Annotated in this window: 21 protein-coding genes; 1 reads left to right on the top strand and 20 read right to left on the bottom strand. The window is 54.0% G+C overall.

The genetic code is table 11. From position 1 onward, the window contains the following. Positions 1-20: 20 nt before the first annotated feature. The 20 genes from CUN63_RS22130 to mtnA all read right to left on the bottom strand — a co-directional run bounded on the left by CUN63_RS22130 (position 21) and on the right by mtnA (position 23,632). Positions 21-914, bottom strand: coding sequence for a glycosyltransferase family A protein (locus CUN63_RS22130; RefSeq protein WP_129442427.1), 894 nt, complete (start codon positions 912-914; stop codon positions 21-23). Positions 915-944: 30 nt separating this feature from the next. Next, positions 945-2,174 (bottom strand): hypothetical protein, encoded by a 1,230-nt coding sequence (locus tag CUN63_RS22125; protein WP_129442425.1) that lies wholly within the window; start codon positions 2,172-2,174, stop codon positions 945-947. Between the two features lie 9 nt (positions 2,175-2,183). Further along, positions 2,184-3,554: an oligosaccharide flippase family protein gene (locus tag CUN63_RS22120; RefSeq protein ID WP_129442423.1), complete on the bottom strand. Its 1,371-nt coding sequence runs from the start codon at positions 3,552-3,554 to the stop codon at positions 2,184-2,186. Between the two features lie 82 nt (positions 3,555-3,636). Continuing rightward, on the bottom strand, positions 3,637-4,731 hold the full coding sequence (locus CUN63_RS22115) for a DegT/DnrJ/EryC1/StrS aminotransferase family protein (protein WP_129442420.1): 1,095 nt from the start codon (positions 4,729-4,731) through the stop codon (positions 3,637-3,639). A gap of 5 nt (positions 4,732-4,736) precedes the next feature. After that, entirely contained in the window at positions 4,737-5,318 is a 582-nt protein-coding gene (locus CUN63_RS22110) for an acyltransferase (RefSeq protein ID WP_129442417.1), read from the bottom strand. A gap of 184 nt (positions 5,319-5,502) precedes the next feature. Then, positions 5,503-6,447, bottom strand: a complete 945-nt coding sequence (gene wbpB / locus CUN63_RS22105; protein ID WP_129442414.1) for a UDP-N-acetyl-2-amino-2-deoxy-D-glucuronate oxidase — start codon at positions 6,445-6,447, stop codon at positions 5,503-5,505. Between the two features lie 56 nt (positions 6,448-6,503). After that, entirely contained in the window at positions 6,504-7,805 is a 1,302-nt protein-coding gene (gene wbpA, locus CUN63_RS22100; RefSeq protein ID WP_129445133.1) for a UDP-N-acetyl-D-glucosamine 6-dehydrogenase, read from the bottom strand. A gap of 202 nt (positions 7,806-8,007) precedes the next feature. Then, positions 8,008-8,526, bottom strand: coding sequence for a transcription/translation regulatory transformer protein RfaH (gene rfaH, locus CUN63_RS22095; protein WP_129445132.1), 519 nt, complete (start codon positions 8,524-8,526; stop codon positions 8,008-8,010). A gap of 347 nt (positions 8,527-8,873) precedes the next feature. After that, on the bottom strand, positions 8,874-9,926 hold the full coding sequence (locus CUN63_RS22090) for an LPS O-antigen chain length determinant protein WzzB (protein WP_129442412.1): 1,053 nt from the start codon (positions 9,924-9,926) through the stop codon (positions 8,874-8,876). A 44-nt stretch (positions 9,927-9,970) separates the two neighbouring features. Continuing rightward, positions 9,971-10,213 carry a lipopolysaccharide assembly protein LapA domain-containing protein gene (locus CUN63_RS22085; protein ID WP_165353267.1) on the bottom strand — a complete coding sequence of 81 codons (243 nt, stop codon included), beginning with the start codon at positions 10,211-10,213 and terminating at the stop codon, positions 9,971-9,973. Positions 10,214-10,234: 21 nt separating this feature from the next. Continuing rightward, positions 10,235-10,531 carry an integration host factor subunit beta gene (ihfB, locus tag CUN63_RS22080; RefSeq protein WP_048731065.1) on the bottom strand — a complete coding sequence of 99 codons (297 nt, stop codon included), beginning with the start codon at positions 10,529-10,531 and terminating at the stop codon, positions 10,235-10,237. A 151-nt stretch (positions 10,532-10,682) separates the two neighbouring features. Then, complete coding sequence (locus CUN63_RS22075; protein ID WP_129442407.1) at positions 10,683-10,961, bottom strand: hypothetical protein; 279 nt, start codon at positions 10,959-10,961, stop codon at positions 10,683-10,685. Between the two features lie 218 nt (positions 10,962-11,179). Next, positions 11,180-12,871, bottom strand: a complete 1,692-nt coding sequence (gene rpsA, locus CUN63_RS22070; protein ID WP_008148721.1) for a 30S ribosomal protein S1 — start codon at positions 12,869-12,871, stop codon at positions 11,180-11,182. Between the two features lie 119 nt (positions 12,872-12,990). Further along, positions 12,991-13,680, bottom strand: a complete 690-nt coding sequence (gene cmk / locus CUN63_RS22065; RefSeq protein WP_129442406.1) for a (d)CMP kinase — start codon at positions 13,678-13,680, stop codon at positions 12,991-12,993. After that, complete coding sequence (locus tag CUN63_RS22060; protein WP_256657756.1) at positions 13,677-15,884, bottom strand: bifunctional prephenate dehydrogenase/3-phosphoshikimate 1-carboxyvinyltransferase; 2,208 nt, start codon at positions 15,882-15,884, stop codon at positions 13,677-13,679. Before CUN63_RS22060 ends, cmk begins: the two co-directional genes overlap by 4 nt. 28 nt (positions 15,885-15,912) lie before the next feature. Beyond that, complete coding sequence (gene hisC, locus CUN63_RS22055; protein ID WP_129442400.1) at positions 15,913-17,025, bottom strand: histidinol-phosphate transaminase; 1,113 nt, start codon at positions 17,023-17,025, stop codon at positions 15,913-15,915. A 12-nt stretch (positions 17,026-17,037) separates the two neighbouring features. Beyond that, positions 17,038-18,132 carry a prephenate dehydratase gene (pheA, locus tag CUN63_RS22050; protein ID WP_007899727.1) on the bottom strand — a complete coding sequence of 365 codons (1,095 nt, stop codon included), beginning with the start codon at positions 18,130-18,132 and terminating at the stop codon, positions 17,038-17,040. Beyond that, the gene (serC, locus tag CUN63_RS22045) at positions 18,132-19,217 is read right to left on the bottom strand and encodes a 3-phosphoserine/phosphohydroxythreonine transaminase (RefSeq protein ID WP_129442397.1); all 1,086 of its coding nucleotides are present in this window, start codon (positions 19,215-19,217) and stop codon (positions 18,132-18,134) included. The genes pheA and serC overlap by 1 nt, the downstream gene beginning before the upstream one ends. A gap of 230 nt (positions 19,218-19,447) precedes the next feature. Beyond that, positions 19,448-22,105 carry a DNA gyrase subunit A gene (gene gyrA, locus CUN63_RS22040; RefSeq protein WP_008148713.1) on the bottom strand — a complete coding sequence of 886 codons (2,658 nt, stop codon included), beginning with the start codon at positions 22,103-22,105 and terminating at the stop codon, positions 19,448-19,450. 450 nt (positions 22,106-22,555) lie between these two features. After that, positions 22,556-23,632 carry an S-methyl-5-thioribose-1-phosphate isomerase gene (gene mtnA, locus CUN63_RS22035; protein ID WP_129442395.1) on the bottom strand — a complete coding sequence of 359 codons (1,077 nt, stop codon included), beginning with the start codon at positions 23,630-23,632 and terminating at the stop codon, positions 22,556-22,558. Positions 23,633-23,740: 108 nt separating this feature from the next. Here mtnA and CUN63_RS22030 point away from each other — a divergent pair, with 108 nt between their 5' ends. Continuing rightward, on the top strand, positions 23,741-25,075 hold the full coding sequence (locus tag CUN63_RS22030; RefSeq protein WP_129442392.1) for a TRZ/ATZ family hydrolase: 1,335 nt from the start codon (positions 23,741-23,743) through the stop codon (positions 25,073-25,075). Positions 25,076-25,094 lie beyond the last annotated feature (19 nt).

Raw genomic sequence — 25,094 nt, 5'->3', positions numbered from 1 at the left:
AGCGGACACGAATTGTACTCTCACCAGCCGGAGAGAAGTCCGTACAATTTTTTTCGAAGATTATAAAAGAAGCTGTTGCACGCCGACAGCGCTCTCAACCTATTAATCAAACTTGTTTTTGAAAGCAAAATACCAACTATATCGCCCTGCGAGCGACTCGTCTCGCACTTAACCTTTTGATAAAGTTCGTCTCTGGAATTTCTTGATAATTCCGAAGAGTGGCGCTCGTAAAATAGACCGATTGCAGCCATCCGCGGCGTAAGCTTTTTATTATAAGTAGGAAAGTCCACAAGCATGTTAATGCTATTTCCACTATGGACACGCCACATACAACCCACAATATCGGAATGGACGATATTCCATTCTACAAAATGAGTTACTGCCAACTCCATCCAAGTATCTTCATTCGGAAGTATCTCGGGAACTGGAAATATTTTGGAAACCACTTGCAGGCTCATCATATAAGATACGCCAGTCAACCCCCCCTGGCCTGCACGCTTAGGAACGAGGTGTCCATCGAATTTCTTGTTTTCAGAAAGCGTAATCAACTTGCACAAACCGACAACTGCATCGGTCTCACCGAAACCTGAAACCATAGCAAAGCGCGCGGCGAGGCTCCCCTCGGGCATGAGATCGTCACCTGCGTAAATACAGGTAAAACGCCCCGTAGCGTGAGACACACCATAGTTGAATGCAGAGCACTTACCCGCCTTCGGGTTTTTTAACAACCGCATATTTTTATGCTCGGCGGCGAGCGAACATAGAATGTTGTATGTCTCATCCTCAGAGCCGTCGTCCACCACAACCAGCTCAAAAATCAAACCTCGCTGTTTGAGAATACTGAGCATCGCCGACTGGACGTATTTCTCTTCATTTTTTACTGCAACCACTACGCTAACGTTCAGGTCACTCATGCGAGCTCCTTTAATCAAAATTCCAGAAAACTAGTTGGCCCGCACGGTGACGGACTCTTTATCCCGAACTCTTAAGAAGAAATTTGCCAAAAACATCAGCAGATATCCGTTACTTAACAGCGTTCCAATCAGCCCGCCCGTAAATAAACCTAAGAAATATATAAGCCATAAAGCTTTGAATGCGTGATCATCAGAGGTTTTAAACCACCGAAATGTTTGCCCGACAAAAAAGGAATAAAACCAGACACCAAACCAGCCGAAATTAGCAAACCCCTCAGTAAAAAATACTGCATTGGAGTTTGCTGTTTCGTTCCATCCCCACTCGTACTCAAAGACAAGCTTCTCTAGATAAACGCGATCCAGCGAAAACAATCCGGAAAAAAAAGTACTTGTAGCACCCAGCAACGGAAGATCATCGAATTGTTGTTTTAAAACAACCAAGGTATCTGCCGCTGTAAACATTGGAACAGCAACAATACGCCACACCAGGTGATCAATCGCTCCAGACGGAAGGTATTTGGAGCTGTAAAAGTCTGGACTTGAAACCCCGCCACTTTCAACTACGACGCTAGAGTTACCTGCTCCACCCATAGACAGTATAGTCACGAGATACAAAACCGCACTGCACCCAGCAACGATCATCACCGCGGTTGTCAAACTGATTTTTTTTCTCTGTGACGCCACATAAAACAACGGCAACAGCGCATTCAAGAAAAGCGCTTTTTGCAAAAAACTTATTGAATACCCAAAAAAGACGAGGAGAAAAACATAGCGAAATCTATGCTTATCGATAAACATCTTCGCCAGGCTGTAAGGTAAAAATGCACTTACAAAAATTGTACTGATGTATATTAATGCAACTTCTGCGCCCTCACGCCCCTTAAGGAAGGCACCCCGTTGAATGCTCAACTCGTCCGTATCTGCACCCGACAACGCCGATAGTATTGGAATTGCCGGCGCGGTATACAGAGTAATAACCAAGAAAACCACAAACACTGCCCAAACAAAAAAATGAACAGTATTGGCGCCCACTCGTATCCTGACCGCCTGCGGCCTGAAACGAGAGTCGAAAATTGGAATACTATACCCAACAAGCACGCTGACAATAGAGAAGAACGTCATGAAGGCGAGTTTCAAAAAATACGCGCTGGATAACAAAGCAAAATTCACAAAAAGCGGAAGCCACATATAGACCAGCGATATAGCCAGTACAAACAAGAAAACAGCCACTCGGGTGCTTGTTAAATTATAAAAAAACATACACACCTCTTACATTAAAAAAAAACGCTGACGCATCACGTATAACAGCGCAGCAAAAAACATAATTACTACCGCTCCAGCAATAAATTTTACTTTGCAAAGCAACTCCCAGGCTTTTACCTGGGTTACTTTCATCACAATGATCAGATAGATTGCGTAAAACAAAAATCCGGAAACCGCATAGACTTCAGTTAATATGTTTTTAAACCAAAGCGCAGAGACTGTAACAGCCCCTACTCGAAGTAATAAGCCACTGAACTGCAATAACATTGCAGCAGGCTGATTATTTGTGATGTGAAGAGCCATGGAAATGGGAGACGCCAACAGTTGCATTGCGATCCAGGGAACCATGTATAGAATTATCTCGCCCGCTCGATGCCACTGCTCGCCAAAAACGAACGGGAACGCATACGGTGCCACTACGCCAGCAATTACGAGGGGGATGATCCCTACCTTAATCAAGCCTATAAGCGTATCGGACGTGAAACCCGAAAGATCACCCGCTCGTTGCATCTCTGGGGCTTTGGACAAATATACCTGAGAAACTGCACTACCTACGAGGCTAACGGGGGCCTGCATTAATTGCATCGCCAAAAGTAAATATCCGGCCTCAGGTCCTGCAGCCAAACTCGCAATAATAATGACAGGCACCTGTATTGCGGCGTTATTGGCCAATCCTTCGAGCATCGAATACTTTGGAAATCGATCGTACTTCTTAAACAACTCGAACATCGCGCGTAGATTCACGCTTTTCAACAAAGCTTTATCTACTGAGTTACTTTTTTGCGCAAGCCCGACTGCACCTGCGCCATTATTTATCGTTTGCCCTAAAATCAAACCTAAAGGGCTACTGGCAAACACGCCAAACAACAACTGCACTGTTGCAGCCCCAACAGCTTGTTGTACTTTAGTTTTTGCAATATCCGAGAACCTTTTCTTGCGACTGGCCCAAAACTGCAATGCACTGTAGCAACCCGCAAAAAATATCCCTACAGGCAAGACCCATAAATAATATTGCAAACTGGGCTTACCAAATATTAATGAGAGTTCGGCCGAAAACAAACTCACCACAAGCCCAATTATCATCGCAACGAACAGTGATGATAAAACGCCCAAAAACAATATATTTATCGCTTCCGCATCGTCCTCAGGAATCGGAATGGCCAACTCGAACCTCAATGTCGCCGCTACAGAGATAATGCTAAGCAACGCTAAGTATATTGATAAGACACTAAAATCCTCAGGGGTATATAGCCGGGTCAGTAGCGGAAGCAAAAGTAACATTATGACTTGAGCTATCGCAGTTCCTCCGACCAGCACACCCACGGCTCTGATAAAATCATTTGACTTATATCGTCCCAAGCTTTTCCAGAATCGCATCGACACACTCAGCACTCAATCAATCTTAATATTATTGCCACACGATCCCTATAAAAGCAGGGCTCATACACAAAATCATTGGTTATGCATCAAGCGCTCGTCTTAAAGACTCAACAATTCGCGATTGGTCCGTTTCGCTAAGATAAGGGTGCATCGGAAGACTCAGTACAGTGCGAGCCACTTCGTCTCCAACAGGTAAGGAGGCCGATTGATCAGCGACTGCTGGTTGTTTATTCAGAGGAATAGGGTAATGCACTACCGTCGGCACCCCGTCATCCTTAAGTTTTTTTTGCAACTGCTCGCGATGTTCTACGCGTATAGTATATTGTGCATAAACACTTTTATTATCAGGATGAATGTGCGGTGTCGATTCAACTCCCGCCTCTGCTAATAGTCGATCATAACGTGCTGCGACAGCTTGTCGAAGCTCGACTTCTTCATCAAAAATAGATAATTTCTCAAGCAGGATTGCAGCTTGCAAAGTATCAATCCGACTATTTACACCAATTCTTATATGGTGATACCGACGATCTTGACCATGGCGCGCAATTTGACGAAGTACAACGGCAAGCTTTTCGTCATTGGTGAACATAGCTCCGCCATCCCCGTAGCAGCCTAATGGCTTACTTGGGAAAAAACTAGTGCAAGCAATCGTCGTCAACCCGCATGACTGCTGATCTTTGTACGCTGCGCCAAAGCTCTGCGCTGCGTCTTCTATGACCGGAATCTGATACTTCTCCGCTACAGCATTAATTGCATCGAAGTCCGCACATTGGCCATACAACGAAACAGGAATAATGGCCTTGGTATTGGCTGTGATTTTTGACTCTAACAATCTGGGATCAAGGTTATATGTCAATGGATCAACGTCCACATATACGACCTTTGCGCCCAATATGACGGCTGCTTCGGCTGTCGCAATATAGCTGAACCCGGGGGTAATAACTTCATCACCAGGTCCTACACCTAAAGCCATCAGAGCGATCTGAAGCGCGTCTGTACCGTTGGCGCAGGTAATGCAATATTTGGCACCTACCTTACTTGCCAGTTTTTCTTCCAACTCAGAAACTTCTGGCCCCAAAATATACTGACCGTGCGCCAATACCTTCTGGATCGCAGCATCAAGCTGAGTTTTAATCCGGGACTGCTGCCGTTTTAGATCAATAAATTCAATCATTAGACTCATGCATCCAATTTTGTAACGACATTGTCAGCAAGAACATAGGAAGCACCACTATGCTCACATTTCACTTCGCCAGAACCTCTCACAGGAAGCTTCAACTGCTCCCCGAACTCACTCATCCAGCCTATTTGGCGAGCAGGAACCCCCACCATCAAAGCGTACGCTGGCACGTCCCGATTAATAACCGCCCCTGCGCCGACAAACGCAAACTTCCCGATGACAACACCGCAAACAATCGTACAATTCGCGCCTAACGTGGCGCCTTTTTGCACTAACGTATCCCGGTACTGGTCTTTGCGCTCTATTAGCGAACGAGGGTTATAAACATTAGTAAATACCATGCTCGGCCCGCAGAATACGCCATCTTCCAGAGTAACGTTGTCGTAGACCGAAACATTGTTTTGAATCTTACAAAAATCCCCAACGACAACCTTATTACCGATAAAGACGTTTTGGCCTAATGAGACGCCTTTGCCAATCCGAGCCCCACCACAAACATGAACAAAATGCCAGACGCGGGTGCCTTCACCGATGACTGCCCCTTCATCGACTATTGCGCTGCTATGAACGGAGAAATTCACTTCATACTCCAGGGTTTGCCATTAAAAAAACTAGTATTTTCTGGTCTGCAGCCAATCGATGGAAGGTCATCCCGTTAGGATATTTTTATCCGATTGATTTGTTCCAGAGATCCACCTCATCGCTGCGTCTCCTAGCAATCAATTATGTCGCTTGATAATTGCTAGAGACGCAGATAGACGTTCTTTAAACGCCAAGCAGGAAGGGGTGACCTTCCCCATTTGCAGGTGCAACAGTCTGGCTGGAACGAATAGTATTCACTGTTTCGACACAGTGACGAGCATCCTCAATACCGTAGCCGCGCGCGTTCAAAATCTCCTGATAGCTGACCGTATGCAGATCAGTGAATCCTTCGGAGAATTCGATTTCATCACCGTTCACAGTGATGGATCGATACGTAGGTTTTTTCCCTTTCACAGACTCAGGCAAATCATTTGCGTCGATCGAGAGAAACCAACGTACGCGCGCTTTCTCGTATTCAAGATATCCAGCAGCCCTGTGCTCGGAAGTAAAATGAACAACGTTGCGCTGTAACTTACCAAAAATGAAATGCAACATATCGTAAAAGTGCACGCCGATATTTGTTGCCAGTCCGAAGGACTTACGTGGGTCGCCCTTCCAGCTTTCCATATACCAATTACCGCGAGAGGTAATATAAGTCAACTCAACATCATACTTCTCAGACGCATTATCTCTGGCGACTCTCTCTTTAAGATCGAGAATCGATTTGTGATGGCGCAGTTGCAAAATGTTGTAAACACGCTTACCGGTCTCTTGTTCGACCAATGCAAGCTCATCCAGAATCTCAGGAGTTGGCACCAAAGGCTTTTCACAGATTACATCACAGCCCAGTCGAAGCCCGGCTGCGATATGTGAATGATGCAAATAGTTTGGCGAGCATACCGCTACATAATCCAGCGCTGTTTTTGGATTACGTTTGAGCTGATGAGCATGTTCAAGGAAACGCTCGAACTGAGTAAAAAATTCACTTTGCGGCGAAATACTATCTATGATGCCTACTGAATCATTTATATCGTAGGCAGACACCAAAACGTTCCCGGTATCTTTAATAGCGCGCATATGCCGTGGAGCAATATAGCCCGCGGCACCGATTAGAGCAAAATTCTTCATTTGACCTCTTCTATGGCAATCCGCCATTTTATCTTGAACAAATACTGTGACAGTACTCAAGCCTTAATAATATGTTTTTCAGGGACTCGGTATTTGCCTCGACTGTCAATAATCAGCCTAGCGTGCTGCTTGATAAGGTCATAATCAAACTTGTCGTGATCAGTGGCGAGTACGACAGCATCAAATCCGGCAAGACTTTCGGCCGTAAGTACTTCACTGCTCAATTCAAAGTGATGTTCACGCATTTTAGGGAAAACAAGTACATGGGGATCGCTATACGCTACAGAACCGCCTTTTCCTTCAATCAACTCCATGATCTCAACTGAAGGCGACTCGCGCATGTCATCAACGTTCTTCTTGTAAGCAATGCCCAGCACCAGAACCTTACTGCCTTTGAGAGCCTTGCCCGAATCGTTTAATCCGTCCATCAACTTGTTGAGAACGTATTCAGGCATGGCCTGGTTCACTTCGCCTGACAGCTCGATAAACCTTGTGTGGAGCCCGTACTCCCGAGCTTTCCAGGTCAGATAGAAAGGATCAATAGGGATACAGTGTCCGCCCAGACCAGGTCCCGGATAGTAAGCAGTGAATCCGAAAGGTTTGGTCGCAGCAGCGTCGACAACCTCAAAGATATCAATCCCCATCCGATCGGCAACGATCTTCATTTCATTGACCAAGCCAATGTTCACAGCGCGATGGATGTTTTCCAGCAGCTTGGTCATTTCAGCTGCCTTCGTAGAACTTACCGGCACTACGTGATCGATGGCCTGCTCATAGAGAGCAATACCGACCTCAAGGCAAGCCGCAGTATCACCACCGATGATTTTTGGAATAGTGCGTGTTTCAAAATTCGGGTTACCCGGATCTTCACGCTCAGGTGAATAGACAAGAAAGATGTCTTCACCGACGACCAAACCGCCCTCTTGAACACGTGGCAGCAACTCTTCTTCAGTTGTACCTGGATAGGTAGTGCTTTCCAAAGAGACGATTTGACCTGCGCGCATGTAGGGCTTCAGGCCATCCGTGGTGTTAATGACAAAACTCATATCGGGTTCACGATACTTGTTCAACGGTGTTGGCACGCACAAAATAAGGGCATCGCATTCGGAAGCACGGCTAAAATTGGTCGTTGCCTCAAAGCCGGTGGTACGGGCATTCTGGATTTTACCTGCTGGGATGTGCTCGATGTAACTTTCACCAGCATTCAGCTTGGCGACTTTGTGTTCGTCGATATCAATGCCTAACACCCGAAAACCGATAGCGTTATAACGCAGCATCAGGGGTAACCCGACGTACCCAAGGCCGACGATACCGATCAAGGCTTCCTTGTTCTTAAACTTGGTGATGCTGGTCTTCATTTGCTGGGACATCAAACTTGCTCCGGCTCAGGCTGATGAGCGATAAAATGGTTGATGTTTCTGATGACTTATGGCTAAGCCAGGCGAAACATCGATGATAAAGACACGCTACCGCCCCAGGATTTTCCGTCGAATTCCTGAAAACGTGGGCTCAGCAATGTCAACAGCTACTTCTAATACGCTATCTAATTAACGACAGGTATCAGAGCGCTGAAATTTTTGCCAACGACAGGCTCACCTGCTGCTGGCGGTTCAAAAAATCAACCAACAGGATGGCTCGTTCTTCACCATCCATCGTCAGAAATACGGCTTCAAGCTCTGCAAATCCTTCGTCAAGAATTCTCACGCTGTCGCCACTACTGAATGGGAGGCATTCTATTGGCTCGACACGCGCTTGTAATTGCGTAACCAGATCTGCACACACAGGCAAAGGCATGCCTCCGAAACTGACAAGACGAACGACACCGCGGGTTGAACGTACAGAGGACCAATTGGCATTGGCAGGCAGGTTGATGAATAGATAACCTGGAAATAGAGACTCTTGAACATACTCACGCCGGCCTCGCACGATACGGCCACGGCGGCAGACAGGGCGGGCACAGACATACCCTTGACGTAAAAGGTTTTCCTCCGCTCGATGATCCTGTCTGGATTTGCATTGCACCAAATACCACGCCCCTGCGAGCGACTCGGAACTACTGGCTGCGCCGCGAATGTTCATATCCATATCCCAACACTATTGCCTGCTCCGGCGACTCGGACCCACTGCCTGTGGAGTGAAAATCCTGACACCGTTTTTAGTCGTAATCGCCCGCCCAATCCGACGGATCGGGTCTCATATCTGCACGAGTACAGGAGTGAATCCCGTGGTCAATGAAGAGGTATTATGCCTCCTACCAAGACCTTTAGGCGCCAAAGCCGTGGATTATACGACCACTGGAGCTAAATCCGTTAGCCGAGAAGAGGGGATTTGAGCATCTGCCGTACGCTGCGCTAGACCGATCTTGGCACGTGACTTTGACATCAACTTCTAAATATCAGCCACCAATGCTATTGGTGGCCGAGCCTTTAGGCTATTTTGTTTCTGTTGCGCATCCAGATCTGGCGAATCAAGCCCAGAATCACACCCAAGCTACCCCCCAAGACCATACCCAGCACCAAAATCAACGCCTTTTTGGGTTTGATTGGCGAATCAGGAGGCTGAATGACACCATCCAGTCGATACACAGCTATGTCTTCAGCTTTAACGTTCAAAGCTTTGTAGAAATCATATTGGCCTTGAAGCTTGCGCAAATCACCGATAAACGGATCATCCGACTCTCTCGCTTGAAGAGTTTTTTCCTCGGCCGCCAACGCCTTTGTGCCACGCAGGTAAATTAGCCGTGGATCAACTGAGCCGGCCACTTCCCCGGTGACACCACCAGAAATGATCTGGTGATTTTCCAAGCCAATGGCGCCGGCGACCCGCTCCGCCTCACGCAACTGTAAAACGGTATCCCTGCGCTTATTCGCTGCGTTATCCCGTAACATCTGTATCTGCACGGCGATATTACGGGCTCGCATCTCGACTTCTTTGGAGTAGTTCTTGATGATCTCTTTTTCCGTTGCAACACTGGCCCTGTCGATGTATTCACGCAACCATTCCACCGACACTTCAGAGTTATTACTCAGCGCGTACACAGAGAATCGATCAGGAAATTCTTTAATCGGCTGAATGACAGTAATATCCTTCAGGAATTGACGATACAAAGTGTCTTGCGACTTTTGACGATCAGACTCACTTAACGAAGGTAAATAAACCTCTTTAAAAAAATCACGTCGCAATGATTCAGACTGTAAGTTGCTGACGAACGCATTGTAAACATTCTTTACCGAGTAAGGCTTCAGATCGGAGCTCTCTGATCGCCCCAGGTTAAAATTTTCAATATCACTCTGGGTTGGCGGTAATACATAAGCTCGCGCCTCATAGACGGGCTCACTTAACCAAGCGTATGCGGCTGCTGCGCACAAAAACAACGCCGTAACAACAGCAATTAGCTGACGCTGCTCCCAAATCCCTTTTAGAAATTCGAATAAATCAATTTCATTCAAGCTTTGGCTATCAGAGCTATTTTCTTGCATACACTTCATCCAACCCATTCTTTTAAAGGCTACTGCGCCAATAGTTAACTAAATTTCCGATTGCCCCGAACACCACGTCGATACCTTAAGGCAAATCCCAGTACCGGCCCTATGGCCATCCCGACCAGCAGCGCCACAATCAAACAACTAGAAACAGAAACCTCTACGCTAGACCAGCCGGCAAAAGTGATTATGACAGATTGCTGATTCTCAAGCATAAAAACGACTACAGCCAGAATTACCGACAGCACAAAGAGGAGCAGGAACCACCGCAGCAATGTTTTCAAAAGCATTTTCCTTCTCACGATCTAGACATCATCTTCCTCATCCTCATTCACCCGATCACGCAATTCCTTCCCCGGCTTGAAATGCGGCACAAACTTGCCATCCAGGCTAACCGACTGACCAGTTTTCGGGTTGCGCCCCACACGCGGCGCACGATAGTGCAGTGAAAAACTGCCAAACCCACGGATCTCGATACGATCACCGGTGGCCAGACATTGGGACATTTGTTCGAGCATGGTCTTGATGGCCAGCTCCACATCCTTGGATGAGAGCAGCCCTTGATGGGTGACAATTCGTTCGATCAACTCCGACTTCGTCATATTTTTCCCTTCTTTTTCAAGCAGCTAGATCAGCGCTTCAAAGGTTTTAGCACGCCCGGATGAATTTGAACAGTCCGAGTTTTGACATACCTCACCAGCAATGAGATGACCTATTCCAGAGTAACGAATCACTGATCGCGCACTCACACACTCATCGACAGATGACCAGCATGGTGCGCGTCAGATAGCCCGCAGGATTGAAGCCAAAGGGGTACTCATCCTCGTCTTTAGCATCATCGGACCGGGCTATAACTTTATAGCCCGCCGCCTTGCACTCCTTGTTAGCTCGCTTGCGACACTTCTCCCACCCCGACCCCAGCCCTGAACAATCGATCTCGATGCCACTGACCCCACGCACTGCGTGAGTCTTGGCATTAGTGGTACATCCCACCAATGTCAGTACGGCTATTACGACAATGAGCTTGTTCATTCGCTTCCTAAGGTCGGACGCCCTGCCCGACTGTCGCTCGCTTCAGGCTAAAGACTAGCTGTAAATAAACGATTGATCCTATTAAAGAAAGAGACAACTTGTCGGGAGGATTGGTTTCACGGCAAACAATCGCAGCGCCGCGAAACCATTAAAATCACCAAATCACAGGCGCAAAAAAGGGCGACCGAAGTCGCCCTTTTTCTATGGTCTGACAGAACTTAGTTCTGTTTTTCCATTTGTGCACGCAACAGGTCGCCCAGAGTGGTAGGACCAGCAGCGATGCTATCCGAAGGCTTGTCTTTCAAGCTCTGGATTGCTTCTTTCTCTTCAGCATCGTCTTTCGACTTGATGGAGAGCTGGATTACACGGCTCTTGCGGTCAACGCTGATGATCTTGGCTTCTACTTCCTGGCCTTCTTTCAGAACGTTGCGCGCGTCTTCAACGCGGTCACGGCTGATTTCGGAGGCTTTCAGAGTCGCTTCGATATCGTCGGCCAGAGTGATGATGGCGCCTTTAGCGTCAACTTCTTTCACGATGCCTTTAACGATGGCGCCTTTGTCGTTCTCTTGAACGTACTCGGAGAACGGATCGCTTTCCAGTTGTTTGATACCCAGGGAGATGCGCTCGCGCTCTGGGTCAACCGACAGGATAACGGTGTCCAGCTCGTCGCCCTTCTTGAAGCGGCGAACAGCTTCTTCGCCCACTTCGTTCCAGGAGATGTCGGACAGGTGAACCAGACCGTCGATGCCGCCGTCCAGACCAATGAAGATACCGAAATCGGTGATCGACTTGATGGTGCCGGAGATTTTATCGCCCTTGTTGAACTGGCCAGAGAAATCTTCCCATGGGTTAGATTTGCACTGCTTGATGCCGAGGGAGATACGACGACGCTCTTCGTCGATGTCCAGAACCATAACTTCCACTTCGTCGCCGACTTGTACGACTTTCGAAGGGTGGATGTTCTTGTTGGTCCAGTCCATTTCGGAAACGTGTACCAGGCCTTCAACGCCTTCTTCCAGCTCAGCGAAGCAGCCGTAGTCGGTCAGGTTGGTTACACGAGCGGTAACGCGAGTGCTTTCTGGGTAACGGGCTTTGATAGCAACCCATGGATCTTCGCCCAGTTGCTTGAGGCCCAGGGAAACACGATTGCGTTCGCGATCGTACTTCAGAACCTTGACATCGATCTCGTCGCCAACGTTGACGATTTCGGAAGGATGCTTGATACGCTTCCAAGCCATGTCGGTAATGTGCAGCAGGCCATCGACGCCACCCAGATCGACGAATGCGCCGTAATCGGTGAGGTTTTTGACGATACCTTTGACTTGTTGGCCTTCCTGCAGGGATTCCAGCAGAGCTTCACGCTCAGCGGAGTTCTCGGCTTCGAGGACGCTACGACGGGAAACGACAACGTTGTTGCGTTTCTGGTCAAGCTTGATGACCTTGAATTCCAGCTCTTTGCCTTCCAGGTGCGTGGTGTCGCGCACTGGACGGACGTCAACCAGAGAACCTGGCAGGAACGCACGGATGCCGTTAACGTCGACAGTGAAGCCGCCTTTAACCTTACCGTTGATAACGCCCTTGACCACTTCTTCGGCTGCGAAGGCTGCTTCCAGAACAATCCAGCATTCAGCGCGCTTGGCTTTTTCACGGGACAGCTTGGTTTCACCAAAGCCGTCTTCAACCGAGTCCAGCGCAACGTGAACTTCGTCACCGACGTTGATAGTCAGTTCGCCAGCATCGTTGTAGAACTGCTCAAGCGGGATGAGTGCTTCAGACTTCAGGCCAGCGTGAACGGTTACCCAGCGAGCTTGGTAATCGATATCAACGATAACACCGGTGATGATGGAGCCTGCCTGAAGGTTCAGGGTTTTTAGGCTTTCTTCAAAGAGTTCCGCAAAGCTTTCGCTCATTTTAATTCCTGAGTATAAGGGCGAAGAATACGCCCATCTCCACATCCCAGACGACGTGGGTTACGTTCATTTAAAGAAACACCACAGGACTATGACTGGTCCCCCAGGGTGTTTCTTGGTCACCCGGCAATATCGCGGAGTGCGATCTCGCTCATGATGCGTTCCAGCACCTGATCGATGGATAATTCCGTGGAATCCAGCTGTATGGCGTCAGCCGCCGGCTTGAGCGGGGCTACCGCTCGCTGGGTGTCACGCTCATCGCGGACACGTATCTCATCTAGCAGACTCGACAGACTAACACCATCGACTTTGCCCTTCAACTGCAAGTATCGACGGCGCGCACGCTCCTCGGCACTGGCAGTCAGGAATATCTTCAGCGGTGCATCGGGGAAAACCACCGTGCCCATGTCGCGACCATCGGCCACCAGACCCGGAGCCTCCTGAAACGCCCGCTGGCGCTGGAGCAGCGCATCACGCACGGCCGGCAGCGCAGCGACCTGGGAAGCCCAGGCGCCGACTTGTTCGTTGCGCAGATCATCAGTGACATCGTCACCTTCGAGAATGATCCGCTGCGGATGACCTTCGGTCGCGCCGACGAATTGCACGTCCAGATGAGCGGCCAGCAGCTTCAGCGACTCTTCATTGGTCAGATCGACGCCATGGTTGCGCGCGGCGAATGCCAGCAGACGGTACAGCGCACCGGAATCCAGCAGGCACCAGCCCAGGCGCTTGGCCAGAATCCCGGCAATAGTGCCCTTGCCCGAACCGCTAGGCCCGTCGATGGTGATGACCGGTGGCTTGATAATCACGACTGAGCCTCTTGTGCAACACGGATACCGACCTGCGCACACAGCGCGAGGAAGTTCGGGAACGACGTCGCGACGTTGGCGCAATCATGGATGCGGATCGGTGCAGTGGCGCGCAGCGAAGCCACGCTGAAGGCCATGGCAATCCGGTGATCGCCGTGACCGTGCACTTCGCCGCCGCCGATCTGGCCGCCGTCGATGATGATGCCGTCCGGGGTCGGTTCGCATTTGACGCCAAGTGCCAGCAAGCCATCCGCCATGACCTGAATCCGGTCCGACTCTTTAACCCGCAGCTCTTCGGCGCCACGCAGGATGGTGCGCCCTTCGGCACAGGCGGCGGCTACGAACAGCACCGGGAATTCGTCGATGGCCAGCGGAACCAGCGCTTCGGGAATCTCGATACCTTTGAGTTTAGCTGCACGTACGCGCAGATCCGCAACCGGCTCACCGCCGACTTCACGCTGGTTTTCCAGGGTGATATCAGCGCCCATCAGACGCAGGATGTCGATCACGCCGGTACGGGTCGGGTTGATGCCGACGTGCTCAAGCACCAGCTCCGAGCCTTCGGCGATCGACGCGGCCACCAGGAAGAACGCGGAAGACGAGATGTCGCCCGGCACTTCAATGTGGGTCGCGGTCAGCTTGTGGCCGGATTCGACCGACGCGGTCGCACCGTTGACGGTGACCGGGTAGCCGAAGCCACGCAGCATGCGCTCGGTGTGGTCGCGGGTTGGAGCAGGCTCGGTGACGGTGGTTTTGCCTTCGGCGTACAAACCCGCCAGCAGCAGGCAGGATTTAACCTGGGCACTGGCCATCGGCATGGTGTAGGTCAGGCCTTTGAGCTTGTTGCCGCCGCGAATGGTCATCGGTGGACGACCTTCAGCAGCGGTCTCGATTACGGCGCCCATTTCACGTAGCGGATTGGCCACGCGATTCATCGGACGCTTGGACAGCGAAGCATCGCCCGTCAACGTGCTGTCGAAGTTCTGCGCAGCCAACAGGCCAGACAGCAGACGCATCGAAGTGCCGGAGTTGCCCAGATAGATCGGGCCCGGCGCAGGCTTCAAGCCATGCAGGCCGACGCCGTGAATGGTCACGCGGCCATGGTGCGGGCCTTCGATCACGACGCCCATGTCGCGGAAGGCTTGCAAGGTTGCCAAGGCGTCTTCGCCCTCGAGGAAACCTTCCACTTCGGTAACGCCTTCAGCCAGGGAGCCGAGCATGATCGAACGGTGGGAAATCGATTTGTCGCCCGGTACTCGAATCCGCCCAGTCAGGCGGCCACCAGGTTGTGCCAGGAAAATCAGGTCGTTGGAATTCATAGCGTCCACATAAGCCCGGCGGGCCAGGATTTTACTGAAATGTTCGCGGGCAACCCGGGCGCGAGTGAAAACGCCCAACAATTGGTGCCCATCCCCTGCATCGACCGCGTCGCGCAAGGCGTCGAGGTCGCTGCGAAATGTATCGAGTGTGCGCAGGACAGCTTCGCGGTTGGCGAGGAAGATGTCGTGCCACATGACCGGGTCGCTACCCGCAATTCTTGTGAAATCGCGGAAACCGCCGGCAGCGTAACGGAAGATCTCAAGGTTTTCATTGCGCTTGGCCAACGAATCGACCAAACCGAACGCCAACAAGTGCGGCAAATGGCTGGTCGCCGCCAACACTTCGTCATGACGCTCGACCTGCATGTGCTCGACATCGGCGCCCAATTCGCGCCACAAACGGTCGACCACTGCCAGCGCTGCCGGATCAGTCTGATCCAGCGGCGTCAAAATCACTTTATGGCGACGGAACAGTTCGGCATTGGAGGCTTCCACCCCGCTCTGCTCGGAACCGGCAATCGGATGCCCCGGCACGAAACGCGCCGGCATGCCGCCAAACGCTTCGGTTGCCGCGCGCACCACATTGCCTTTGGCGCTGCCGACGTCAGTCAGAATCGCTTGCCCCAGGTCCATGCTGGCCAATCGGCCGAGCATTTTTTCCATGGCAAGGATCGGCACGGCCAGTTGAATCACGTCGGCGCCCTGGCAAGCAACGGCCAGGTCTTCTTCGCAGCGATCCACCACACCCAACTCAACCGCCAGCTTGCGCGACTGTGGGTCGAGATCGACCCCGACCACTTCGCGGCACAGGCCGCTTTCACGCAAACCCTTGGCAAACGAACCGCCGATCAGCCCCAGACCGACCACCACCAGGCGACCGATCATAGGTTCAGCAGATTGCAGTGCAGTGACATCAACCACGAGCCAGAACCTTGGTCAGCGCTTCGAGGAAGCGGCTGTTTTCCGCCGGCAGACCGATGGTGATGCGCAAGTGGTTCGGCATGCCGTAATTGGCCACCGGACGCACGATTACGCCTTCGCGCAGCAAACCCTGGAAGACCGGAGCCGCAACACGACCCAGATCGACGCAGATGAAGTTGCCCTTGGACGGAATCCAGCTCAACCCCAACTCGCGGAAACCCGCTTCCAGCTGCTGCATGCCGGATTCGTTCAGGCGACGGCTTTCAGCCAGGTACTCAGCGTCTTGCAGTGCAGCGCATGCAGCGGCCAGAGCCAGGCTGTTAACGTTGAACGGTTGACGCACACGGTTCAGCACATCCGCGACCACCGCCGTGGACAAGCCATAACCGACCCGCAATGCCGCCAGGCCGTAGGCTTTGGAGAACGTGCGCGAAACCAGCAGGTTCGGGTAGGCCGCCAGATAGTCCAGGCCGTCCGGCAAGTCGCTGCCTTCGGCGTATTCGATGTAGGCCTCGTCCAGCACCACCAGCACGTGCTCCGGTACGTCCTGCAGGAATTCGTCCAGCGCTTCGGCGCCAAACCAGGTCCCGGTAGGGTTGTTCGGGTTGGCGATGAACACTACGCGGGTATCGGCATCGATCACGGCCAGCATGCCCGACAGATCATGACCCCAGTCTTTGGCCGGGATCACTTTTGCCGTAGCGCCAACGGCTTGGGTCACGATCGGATAGACCGCAAACGCGTGCTCGCTGAATACCGCGTTCAGGCCCGGCGCCAGATAGGCACGGGCGACCAGTTCCAGAATGTCGTTGGAACCGTTGCCCAGCGTCACCTGATTCAGCTCGACGCGGCACTGATCGGCCAGCAGGGTCTTGAGCGCAAAACCGTTGCCGTCCGGATAGCGGGTCAGCTCGGCCAATGCTTCGCGAATCGCCGCCAGAGCCTTGGGACTGGCGCCCAACGGGTTTTCGTTGCTGGCCAGTTTGACGATGCTGGCCGGATCGATGTTCAGCTCGCGCGCCAGTTCGTCCACGGGCTTGCCCGGAACGTAAGGCGAAAGTTGTTGCACGCCCGGCTGTGCCAGAGCGAGGAAGTCACCACTCATTTGCTACCGCCCTTAGAGAACTGCTTTCGGGTAGGAACCCAGCACTTTGAGTGCCACTGCTTCCTGACTGATCTTTTCCAACACACCTTTGACCAGTGGGTCGCGGTGGTGGCCGACGAAGTCGATGAAGAACACGTAGGTCCATTTACCGCTGCGCGAAGGACGCGTCTCGATTCGCGTCAGGTCGATGCCGTTGTCGTGGAACGGCACCAGCAACTCGTGAAGAGCGCCGGGCTTGTTGCTCATGGAGACGATGATCGAAGTCTTGTCGTCGCCGGTCGGCGGCACTTCCTGGCTGCCGATCATCAGGAATCGCGTGGAGTTGTCCGGGCGATCCTCGATTTTCTCGGCCAGACGGGTCAGCCCGTACAAGCCTGCGGCCATATCGCCGGCAATCGCCGCCGAGTTCCACTCACCCTTGACCCGCTTGGCCGCTTCGGCGTTGCTGGACACTGCCACGCGCTCGACATTCGGGTAATGCGCGTCCAGCCACTTGCGGCACTGGGCCAGGGACTGGGCGTGGGAATAGATACGGCTGATGCTGTCGGTCTTGGTGTTTTCACCGACCAACAGGTGGTGGTGAATCCGCAGCTCGACTTCGCCACAGATCACCATGTCGTGTTCGAGGAAGCTATCGAGGGTGTGGTTGACCGCGCCCTCGGTGGAGTTTTCCACCGGAACCACGCCAAAGTTCACCGCACCGGCCGCCACTTCACGGAACACTTCGTCGATCGCTGCCATCGGCTTGCTGATCACGGCATGACCGAAGTGCTTCATGGCCGCGGCTTGGGTGAAGGTGCCTTCAGGGCCGAGGTAAGCCACTTTCAGCGGCTGCTCGAGGGCCAGGCACGAGGACATGATTTCGCGGAACAGCCGCGCCATCTCTTCGTTGCCCAGCGGACCCTGGTTACGCTCCATGACGCGCTTGAGCACCTGAGCTTCACGCTCAGGACGATAGAACACCGGCACTTCGCCTTCGGCCAGCGAGGCCATCTTTACTCGCGCAACTTCCTGGGCGCAGCGTGCGCGCTCACTGATCAGCTCCAGGACTTTCTCGTCCAGGGCATCAATGCGCAGGCGCAGTGCCTTGAGTTCTTGCTCAGACATTAGCCGTGTTCCTTCTCGAACTCTGCCATGTACGAAATCAGTGCGTTGACCGCAACGATGTCGACGGCGTTATAGATGGAGGCACGCATGCCACCCACAGAACGGTGACCCTTGAGGTTCAACAGGCCACGCTCTTCGGCACCGACCAGGAATGGCTTGTCGAGACGGTCGTCCGCCAGGCGGAACGGCACGTTCATCCACGAGCGATCCGATTTGTTGATCGGGTTGCTGTACAAGCCGCTGGCGTCGATGAAGTCGTACAGCGTGCGCTGCTTCACTTCGTTGAGCTTGCCGATGGCTTCAACACCACCCTGCTCTTTCAGCCACTCGAATACCAGACCCGAGAGGTACCAGGCCAGGGTTGGCGGGGTGTTGTACATCGAGCCGTTGTCGGCCGCGACCTTGTAGTTGAGCATGGTCGGGCACAGGGAACGGGCATGACCCAGCAGGTCTTCGCGAACGATGTTGACGACGACGCCGCTCGGGCCGATGTTTTTCTGGGCACCGGCGTAGATCATGCCAAAGCGCGAAACATCGATCGGACGCGACAGGATGTCCGAGGACATGTCGGCGATCAGCGGAACATCGCCGGTTTCCGGGATCCACTGAAATTCCAGACCACCGATGGTTTCGTTCGGCGCGTAGTGAACGTAGGCCGCATCTTTCGACAGGTTCCATTCGTTCTGACCGGGAATAGCGAAATAGTCGTAAGGCTTGGCGGTGGCGGCGACATTGACGTGACCGTAGCGCGAAGCTTCTTCGATGGCTTTCTGCGACCAGATACCGGTGTCGATATAGTCGGCGGTGCCGCTTTCCGGCAACAGGTTCAGAGGAATCTGAGCAAATTGCTGGCTGGCGCCACCTTGCAGAAACAGCACTTTATAGTTCGAGGGGATATTCAGCAGATCACGCAGATCCTGCTCGGCCTTGGTGGCGATGGACACGAACTCATCACTGCGATGGCTCATTTCCATGACCGACAAGCCTTTGCCATGCCAATCAAGGAGTTCACCCTGGGCGCGCTGCAGGACAGCTTCGGGAAGTGCCGCAGGACCGGCACAGAAGTTATAGGCTCTCTTGCTCACATCCAATCTCGCTCTGATTTGGTGGTATCACGCAAACATATCAGTCGACGCAGATCCAATGTAGGAGCGGGCTTGCTCGCGAAAGCGGTGTAACAGGCGACATCGATGTTGAATGTCAGTCCGTCTTCGCGAGCAAGCCCGCTCCCACACTCGATCTCCATGGGCGTCGATAATTTCATTGCAGACAAACAACAAGGGGGCGAATTCTCATCCGCCCCCTGTCTGTCCGCTTACTCCTGCGGTTCTTCGTCAGCGGCGGCGTCGAGTTGCTGATCTTCAACAACGTCGTCGATTACGACTTCGCCGTCGAACACTGCACCCTCTTCACCTTCTTCCAGCTCTTCGCCTTCGACTTCCGACGGCTCCTGAACCCGCTCCAGACCTACCAGCGTTTCATCGCTGGCCAGTTTGATCAGGGTCACGCCCTGGGTGTTACGACCCAGACTGGAGACTTCGTCAACACGAGTACGCACCAGGGTGCCCTGGTCGGAAATCAGCATGATTTCCTCGCCGTCGAGCACCTGGACTGCACCGACCAGACGGCCGTTACGGTCGTTGCTGACCATGGCGATAACGCCCTGACCACCACGTTTGTACTCAGGGAACTCGGTGATCGCCGTGCGCTTGCCAAAACCACGGGCCGAAGCGGTGAGGATCTGGCTGCCTTCTTCCGGGATCAGCATGGAAATCAGCTTCTGGCCTTCCGGCAGACGCATGCCGCGGACACCGCGAGCGGTACGGCCCATGGCACGAACGTCGGTTTCCTTGAAGCGAGTGACCTTGCCGCCGTCGGAGAACAGCATGACTTCGCGCTCGCCATCGGTAATGGCGGCAGAAATCAGTACGTCACCTTCGTCCAGCTCTAGCGCGATCAGGCCGACGCTGCGTTGACGGCTGAAGGACTCCAGCGGGGTCTTCTTCACGGTGCCTTTGGCAGTGGCCATGAAGATGAAGTGACCTTCGGTGTATTCGTCGACCGGCAGCATGGTGGTGATGTATTCATCACTGTCCAGCGGCAGCAGATTGACCAGCGGACGACCACGGGCAGCGCGGGACGCTTCCGGGATTTCGTAGGTTTTCAGCCAGTACACCTTGCCTTTGCTGGAGAACAGCAGCAGCGTGGTGTGACTGTTGGCGACCAGCAGGTGAGCGATGTAGTCCTCATCCTTGACGCCAGTAGCCGATTTGCCTTTACCGCCACGACGCTGAGCCTGGTACGCAGCCAATGGCTGGGTCTTGGCGTAGCCACCGTGGGAAATGGTCACGACGCGCTCTTCTTCCGGGATCATGTCACCCAGGGTCAGGTCGAGACGGGCATCGAGAATCTCGGTGCGACGCACGTCACCGTATTCGGCGCGGATCACTTCCAGCTCTTCGCGGATCACTTCCATCAGGCGCGTGGCGCTGCTGAGGATGCGGATCAGCTCGCCGATCTGGTTGAGGATCTCTTGATACTCGGCCAGCAGCTTTTCGTGTTCCAGGCCGGTCAGGCGGTGCAAACGCAGTTCCAGAATGGCTTGCGCCTGCTCTGGCGACAGGAAGTACTTGCCTTCGCGCAGACCGTATTGCGGGTCCAAGGTCTCTGGACGGCACGAATCGGCACCGGCACGTTCAACCATCGCGACCACGGCGGAAGATTCCCACGCAGTCTTGATCAGCGCTTCCTTGGCTTCCGACGGGGTTGGCGAGGCCTTGATCAGGGCGATGACCGGGTCGATGTTCGACAGGGCAACCGCTTGGCCTTCCAGAATGTGACCCCGTTCGCGGGCTTTACGCAGTTCGAACACGGTACGGCGGGTAACGACTTCGCGACGGTGACGAACGAAGGCTTCCAGCAGGTCCTTGAGGTTCAGGATGCGTGGACGGCCGTCGATCAGCGCGACGATGTTGATACCGAACACCGCTTGCAGCTGGGTCTGGGCGTAGAGGTTGTTGAGAATCACCTCAGGCACTTCGCCGCGACGCAGTTCGATCACGACGCGCATACCGTCCTTGTCGGACTCGTCGCGCAGTTCGGTGATGCCTTCGAGCTTCTTCTCTTTTACCAGCTCGGCGATCTTCTCGATCAGACGGGCCTTGTTCAGCTGGTAAGGGAGTTCGGTGATGACGATCTGCTGACGGCCACCGACCTTGTCGATGTCTTCGATCATCGAGCGGGCGCGCATGTAAATGCGGCCACGACCGGTGCGGTAGGCTTCGATGATACCGGCGCGACCGTTGATGATCGCGGCGGTCGGGAAGTCCGGACCGGGGATGTATTGCATCAGCTCATCGATGGTCAACTCAGGGTTGTCGATGAGTGCCAGGCAACCGTCGATGACTTCACCGAGGTTGTGCGGCGGGATGTTGGTCGCCATGCCCACGGCGATACCGCTGGAGCCGTTGACCAACAGGTTGGGAATACGGGTCGGCATGACCGCCGGGATCATTTCGGTGCCGTCGTAGTTCGGCACCCAGTCCACGGTTTCTTTGTGCAGGTCAGCCAGCAGCTCGTGCGCCAGCTTGGTCATGCGCACTTCGGTGTATCGCATGGCTGCGGCGTTGTCGCCGTCCACGGAACCGAAGTTGCCCTGACCGTCTACCAGCAGGTAGCGCAGCGAGAATGGCTGCGCCATCCGAACGATGGTGTCGTACACCGCGGTATCACCGTGAGGGTGATACTTACCGATCACGTCACCGACAACACGGGCAGATTTCTTGTACGGCTTGTTGAAGTCGTTGCCCAGCTCGCTCATCGCGAACAGCACACGCCGGTGCACGGGCTTCAAGCCATCGCGCGCATCCGGCAGTGCCCGCCCGACAATTACGCTCATCGCGTAGTCGAGGTAGGACTGCTTCAGCTCGTCTTCGATATTGACCGGGAGGATTTCTTTGGCCAGTTCGCCCATGAGAAGCCTGATTCCTTTTTCTGGTGAAACTTCGTCACATCCATATGGGACGAACGAAGCTCGCCGCTGCAGGCTGAGTGCCATGCACCGACTTACGACAAATCAACGAGTTATGCCATGGATCTGCGCAGTAAAGGCAGCCACATCGGGCCACCTTGGAAACCGCCGGATGTTATCACAAGAGCCGCCACGCACCTATCCCCCTGATGCGCATGGAGCATAGTTAGTTGACCGGTGACAGGCTTGAAGGGGACGAGAGAGGCTTAGAGCCTTTTTAATTGAAGATTTACGGGGTGAAAGGGGGTTGTTCAGTGGCTGTGAGGGCCTCTTCGCGAGCAAGCCCGCTCCCACACTCGACCGAGTCTAACTGGAGAACTCGGTCAAATGTGGGAGCGGCGGTGCGGCGATCCGACTTGCTCGCGAAGGCGATTTATCAGGCACCAGATATCTTTAATGCAGACGCTTGCGGCACATCAACTGCGCCATTTTCGCGGTATCCGGGCGTTCGACGATGCCTTTTTCGGTGACGATCGCATCGATCAAGTCAGCCGGGGTCACGTCGAACACCGGGTTGAACGCATCGACATCGGCCCCGACCCGCTTGCCGCCGACTTCCAGCAACTCGCGACCATCGCGTTCTTCAATCGGGATGTCATCACCGCTGGCCAGGTTCATGTCGATGGTCGAACTCGGCGCCACCACCATGAAACGCACGCCGTGGTGCATGGCGTTCACCGCCAGCTGATAAGTGCCGATCTTGTTGGCCACGTCGCCATTGGCGGTGATCCGGTCAGCGCCGACAATCACCCAGGTAATGCCTTTGGTCTTCATGATGTGGGCGGCGGCGGAGTCGGCATTGAGCGTGACGGGAATGCCTTCGTTGGCCAGTTCCCATGCGGTCAGCCGCGAACCTTGCAGCCATGGACGGGTTTCGTCGGCATAGACGCGCTCGACCATGCCTTCAATGAAAGCGCCACGAATCACGCCAAGCGCCGTGCCAAAGCCGCCGGTGGCCAGAGCGCCGGTGTTGCAGTGGGTCAAAATCGCCTGGGCATTGCCCTGGTGCTTGCGGATCAGATCCACACCGAGTTGCGCCATGGTCAGGTTGGCTTCGCGATCACTCTCGTGAATGGCGATAGCCTCCGCCTCCAGCACCGCCAGCGGATCGGCGTGATGCTTCAGACGTTCAAGCCGGTCGCGCATGCGGCCCAGGGCCCAGAACAGGTTGACCGCGGTCGGACGGGAATCGGCCAGCAGCGCGAAATCCTCTTCCAGCGCCGCCTGCCAGTCACCGCCCTTGGCAAACCGCGCGCGGGCCGCCAGCACAACTCCATAGGCGGCACTGATGCCAATTGCCGGCGCGCCGCGCACCACCATCGAACGAATGGCCTCGGCCACGCCAGCAGCGCTGGTGTAGGCGATCCAGGTTTCCTCGAACGGCAAAATACGCTGATCCAGCAGGTAAAGGGCGCCATCACGCCAATCGATGGCCTTCACCTTCTCCGCAGCCAACAGTCGATCGCGCATCCGTCACCCCGTACTCATGAACAAAAGCCGTCGATTATAGCGATCCCCCTGCGAAGACGCTCGGGTATACTTCGCCATCCTTTACAAAAGCTCTGGAACCGATTCTCGATGCCGAACACTGCCGCTGCGCTCGACTTGCTATTGCTGCCGACCTGGCTGGTACCCGTCGAACCCGCTGGCGTTGTCCTCAAAGAGCACGCCCTGGGCATCCGCGACGGACGCATCGTATTCATCGGCCCGCGCTCGGCTGCGCTGAAGCTTAACGCAACCGAAGTCCGCGAATTGCCGGACATGTTGCTCTGCCCCGGTTTGATCAATGCCCACGGGCATGCGGCGATGACGCTGTTCCGTGGCCTGGCCGATGATCTGCCCCTGATGACCTGGCTGGAAGACCACATTTGGCCGGCCGAGGCCAAGTGGGTCGATGAGGCTTTCGTACGTGACGGCACTGACCTGGCGATCGCCGAGCAGATCAAAGGTGGTATCACCTGTTTCTCTGACATGTATTTCTTCCCGAAGGTTGCCAGCGAGCGCGTCCATAACAGCGGTATTCGCGCGCAACTCGCGATTCCGATCCTCGATTTCCCGATCCCGGGCGCCAGCACGGCGGACGAAGCCATTCGTCAGGGCGTCGAACTGTTCAACGATCTCAAGCACCACGAGCGTATCAAAGTCACCTTCGGCCCCCATGCACCCTACACCGTGGGCGACGAGAACCTGGAGAAAATCCGGGTGATCACCGAAGAGCTGGACGCCTCGATCCATATGCACGTACATGAAACAGCTTATGAAGTGCAGCAGTCCCTCGAGCAGCGCGGCGAACGCCCGTTGGCCCGCCTCGGGCGCCTGGGTTTGTTGGGGCCCCGCTTCCAGGCGGTTCATATGACCCAGATCAGCGATGAAGACCTGGTGTTGCTGGTAGAAAGCAACACCAACGTGATTCATTGCCCGGAGTCGAACCTCAAGCTAGCCAGTGGTTTCTGCCCGGTGGAGCGTTTGTGGCAGGCGGGCGTCAATGTGGCGGTCGGCACCGATGGCTCGGCCAGCAACAATGACCTGGACCTGCTCGGCGAAACGCGCACCGCCGCCTTGCTGGCCAAAGCTGTTGCCGGCTCGGCCACTGCGCTGGATGCCCATCGCGCCCTGCGCATGGCCACGCTCAACGGCGCCCGCGCGCTGGGCATTGAATCCGAAGTGGGATCGCTGGAAGTCGGCAAAGCGGCAGACATCGTCGCGTTCGACCTCTCCGGCCTGGCGCAGCAACCGGTCTACGACCCGGTTTCGCAGCTTATTTATGCCACCGGCCGTGACTGCGTGAAACACCTTTGGGTCGCCGGCAAGCAACTGCTCGACGACCGCCGCTTGACCCGCTTGGATGAAGAACAGCTCTGCGCCACGGCCAAGGCCTGGGGCCAGCGCATCAGCGGCCATACCGAATCGTAAGCCCCCCGGACTTACCACC

It is taken from the genome of Pseudomonas sp. ACM7, assembly GCF_004136015.1.
In the GTDB taxonomy this organism is placed as follows: domain Bacteria; phylum Pseudomonadota; class Gammaproteobacteria; order Pseudomonadales; family Pseudomonadaceae; genus Aquipseudomonas; species Aquipseudomonas frigoris.
Note: the sequence above shows the minus strand (reverse complement) of the source record. Positions and strands in the feature narration are given on the sequence as shown.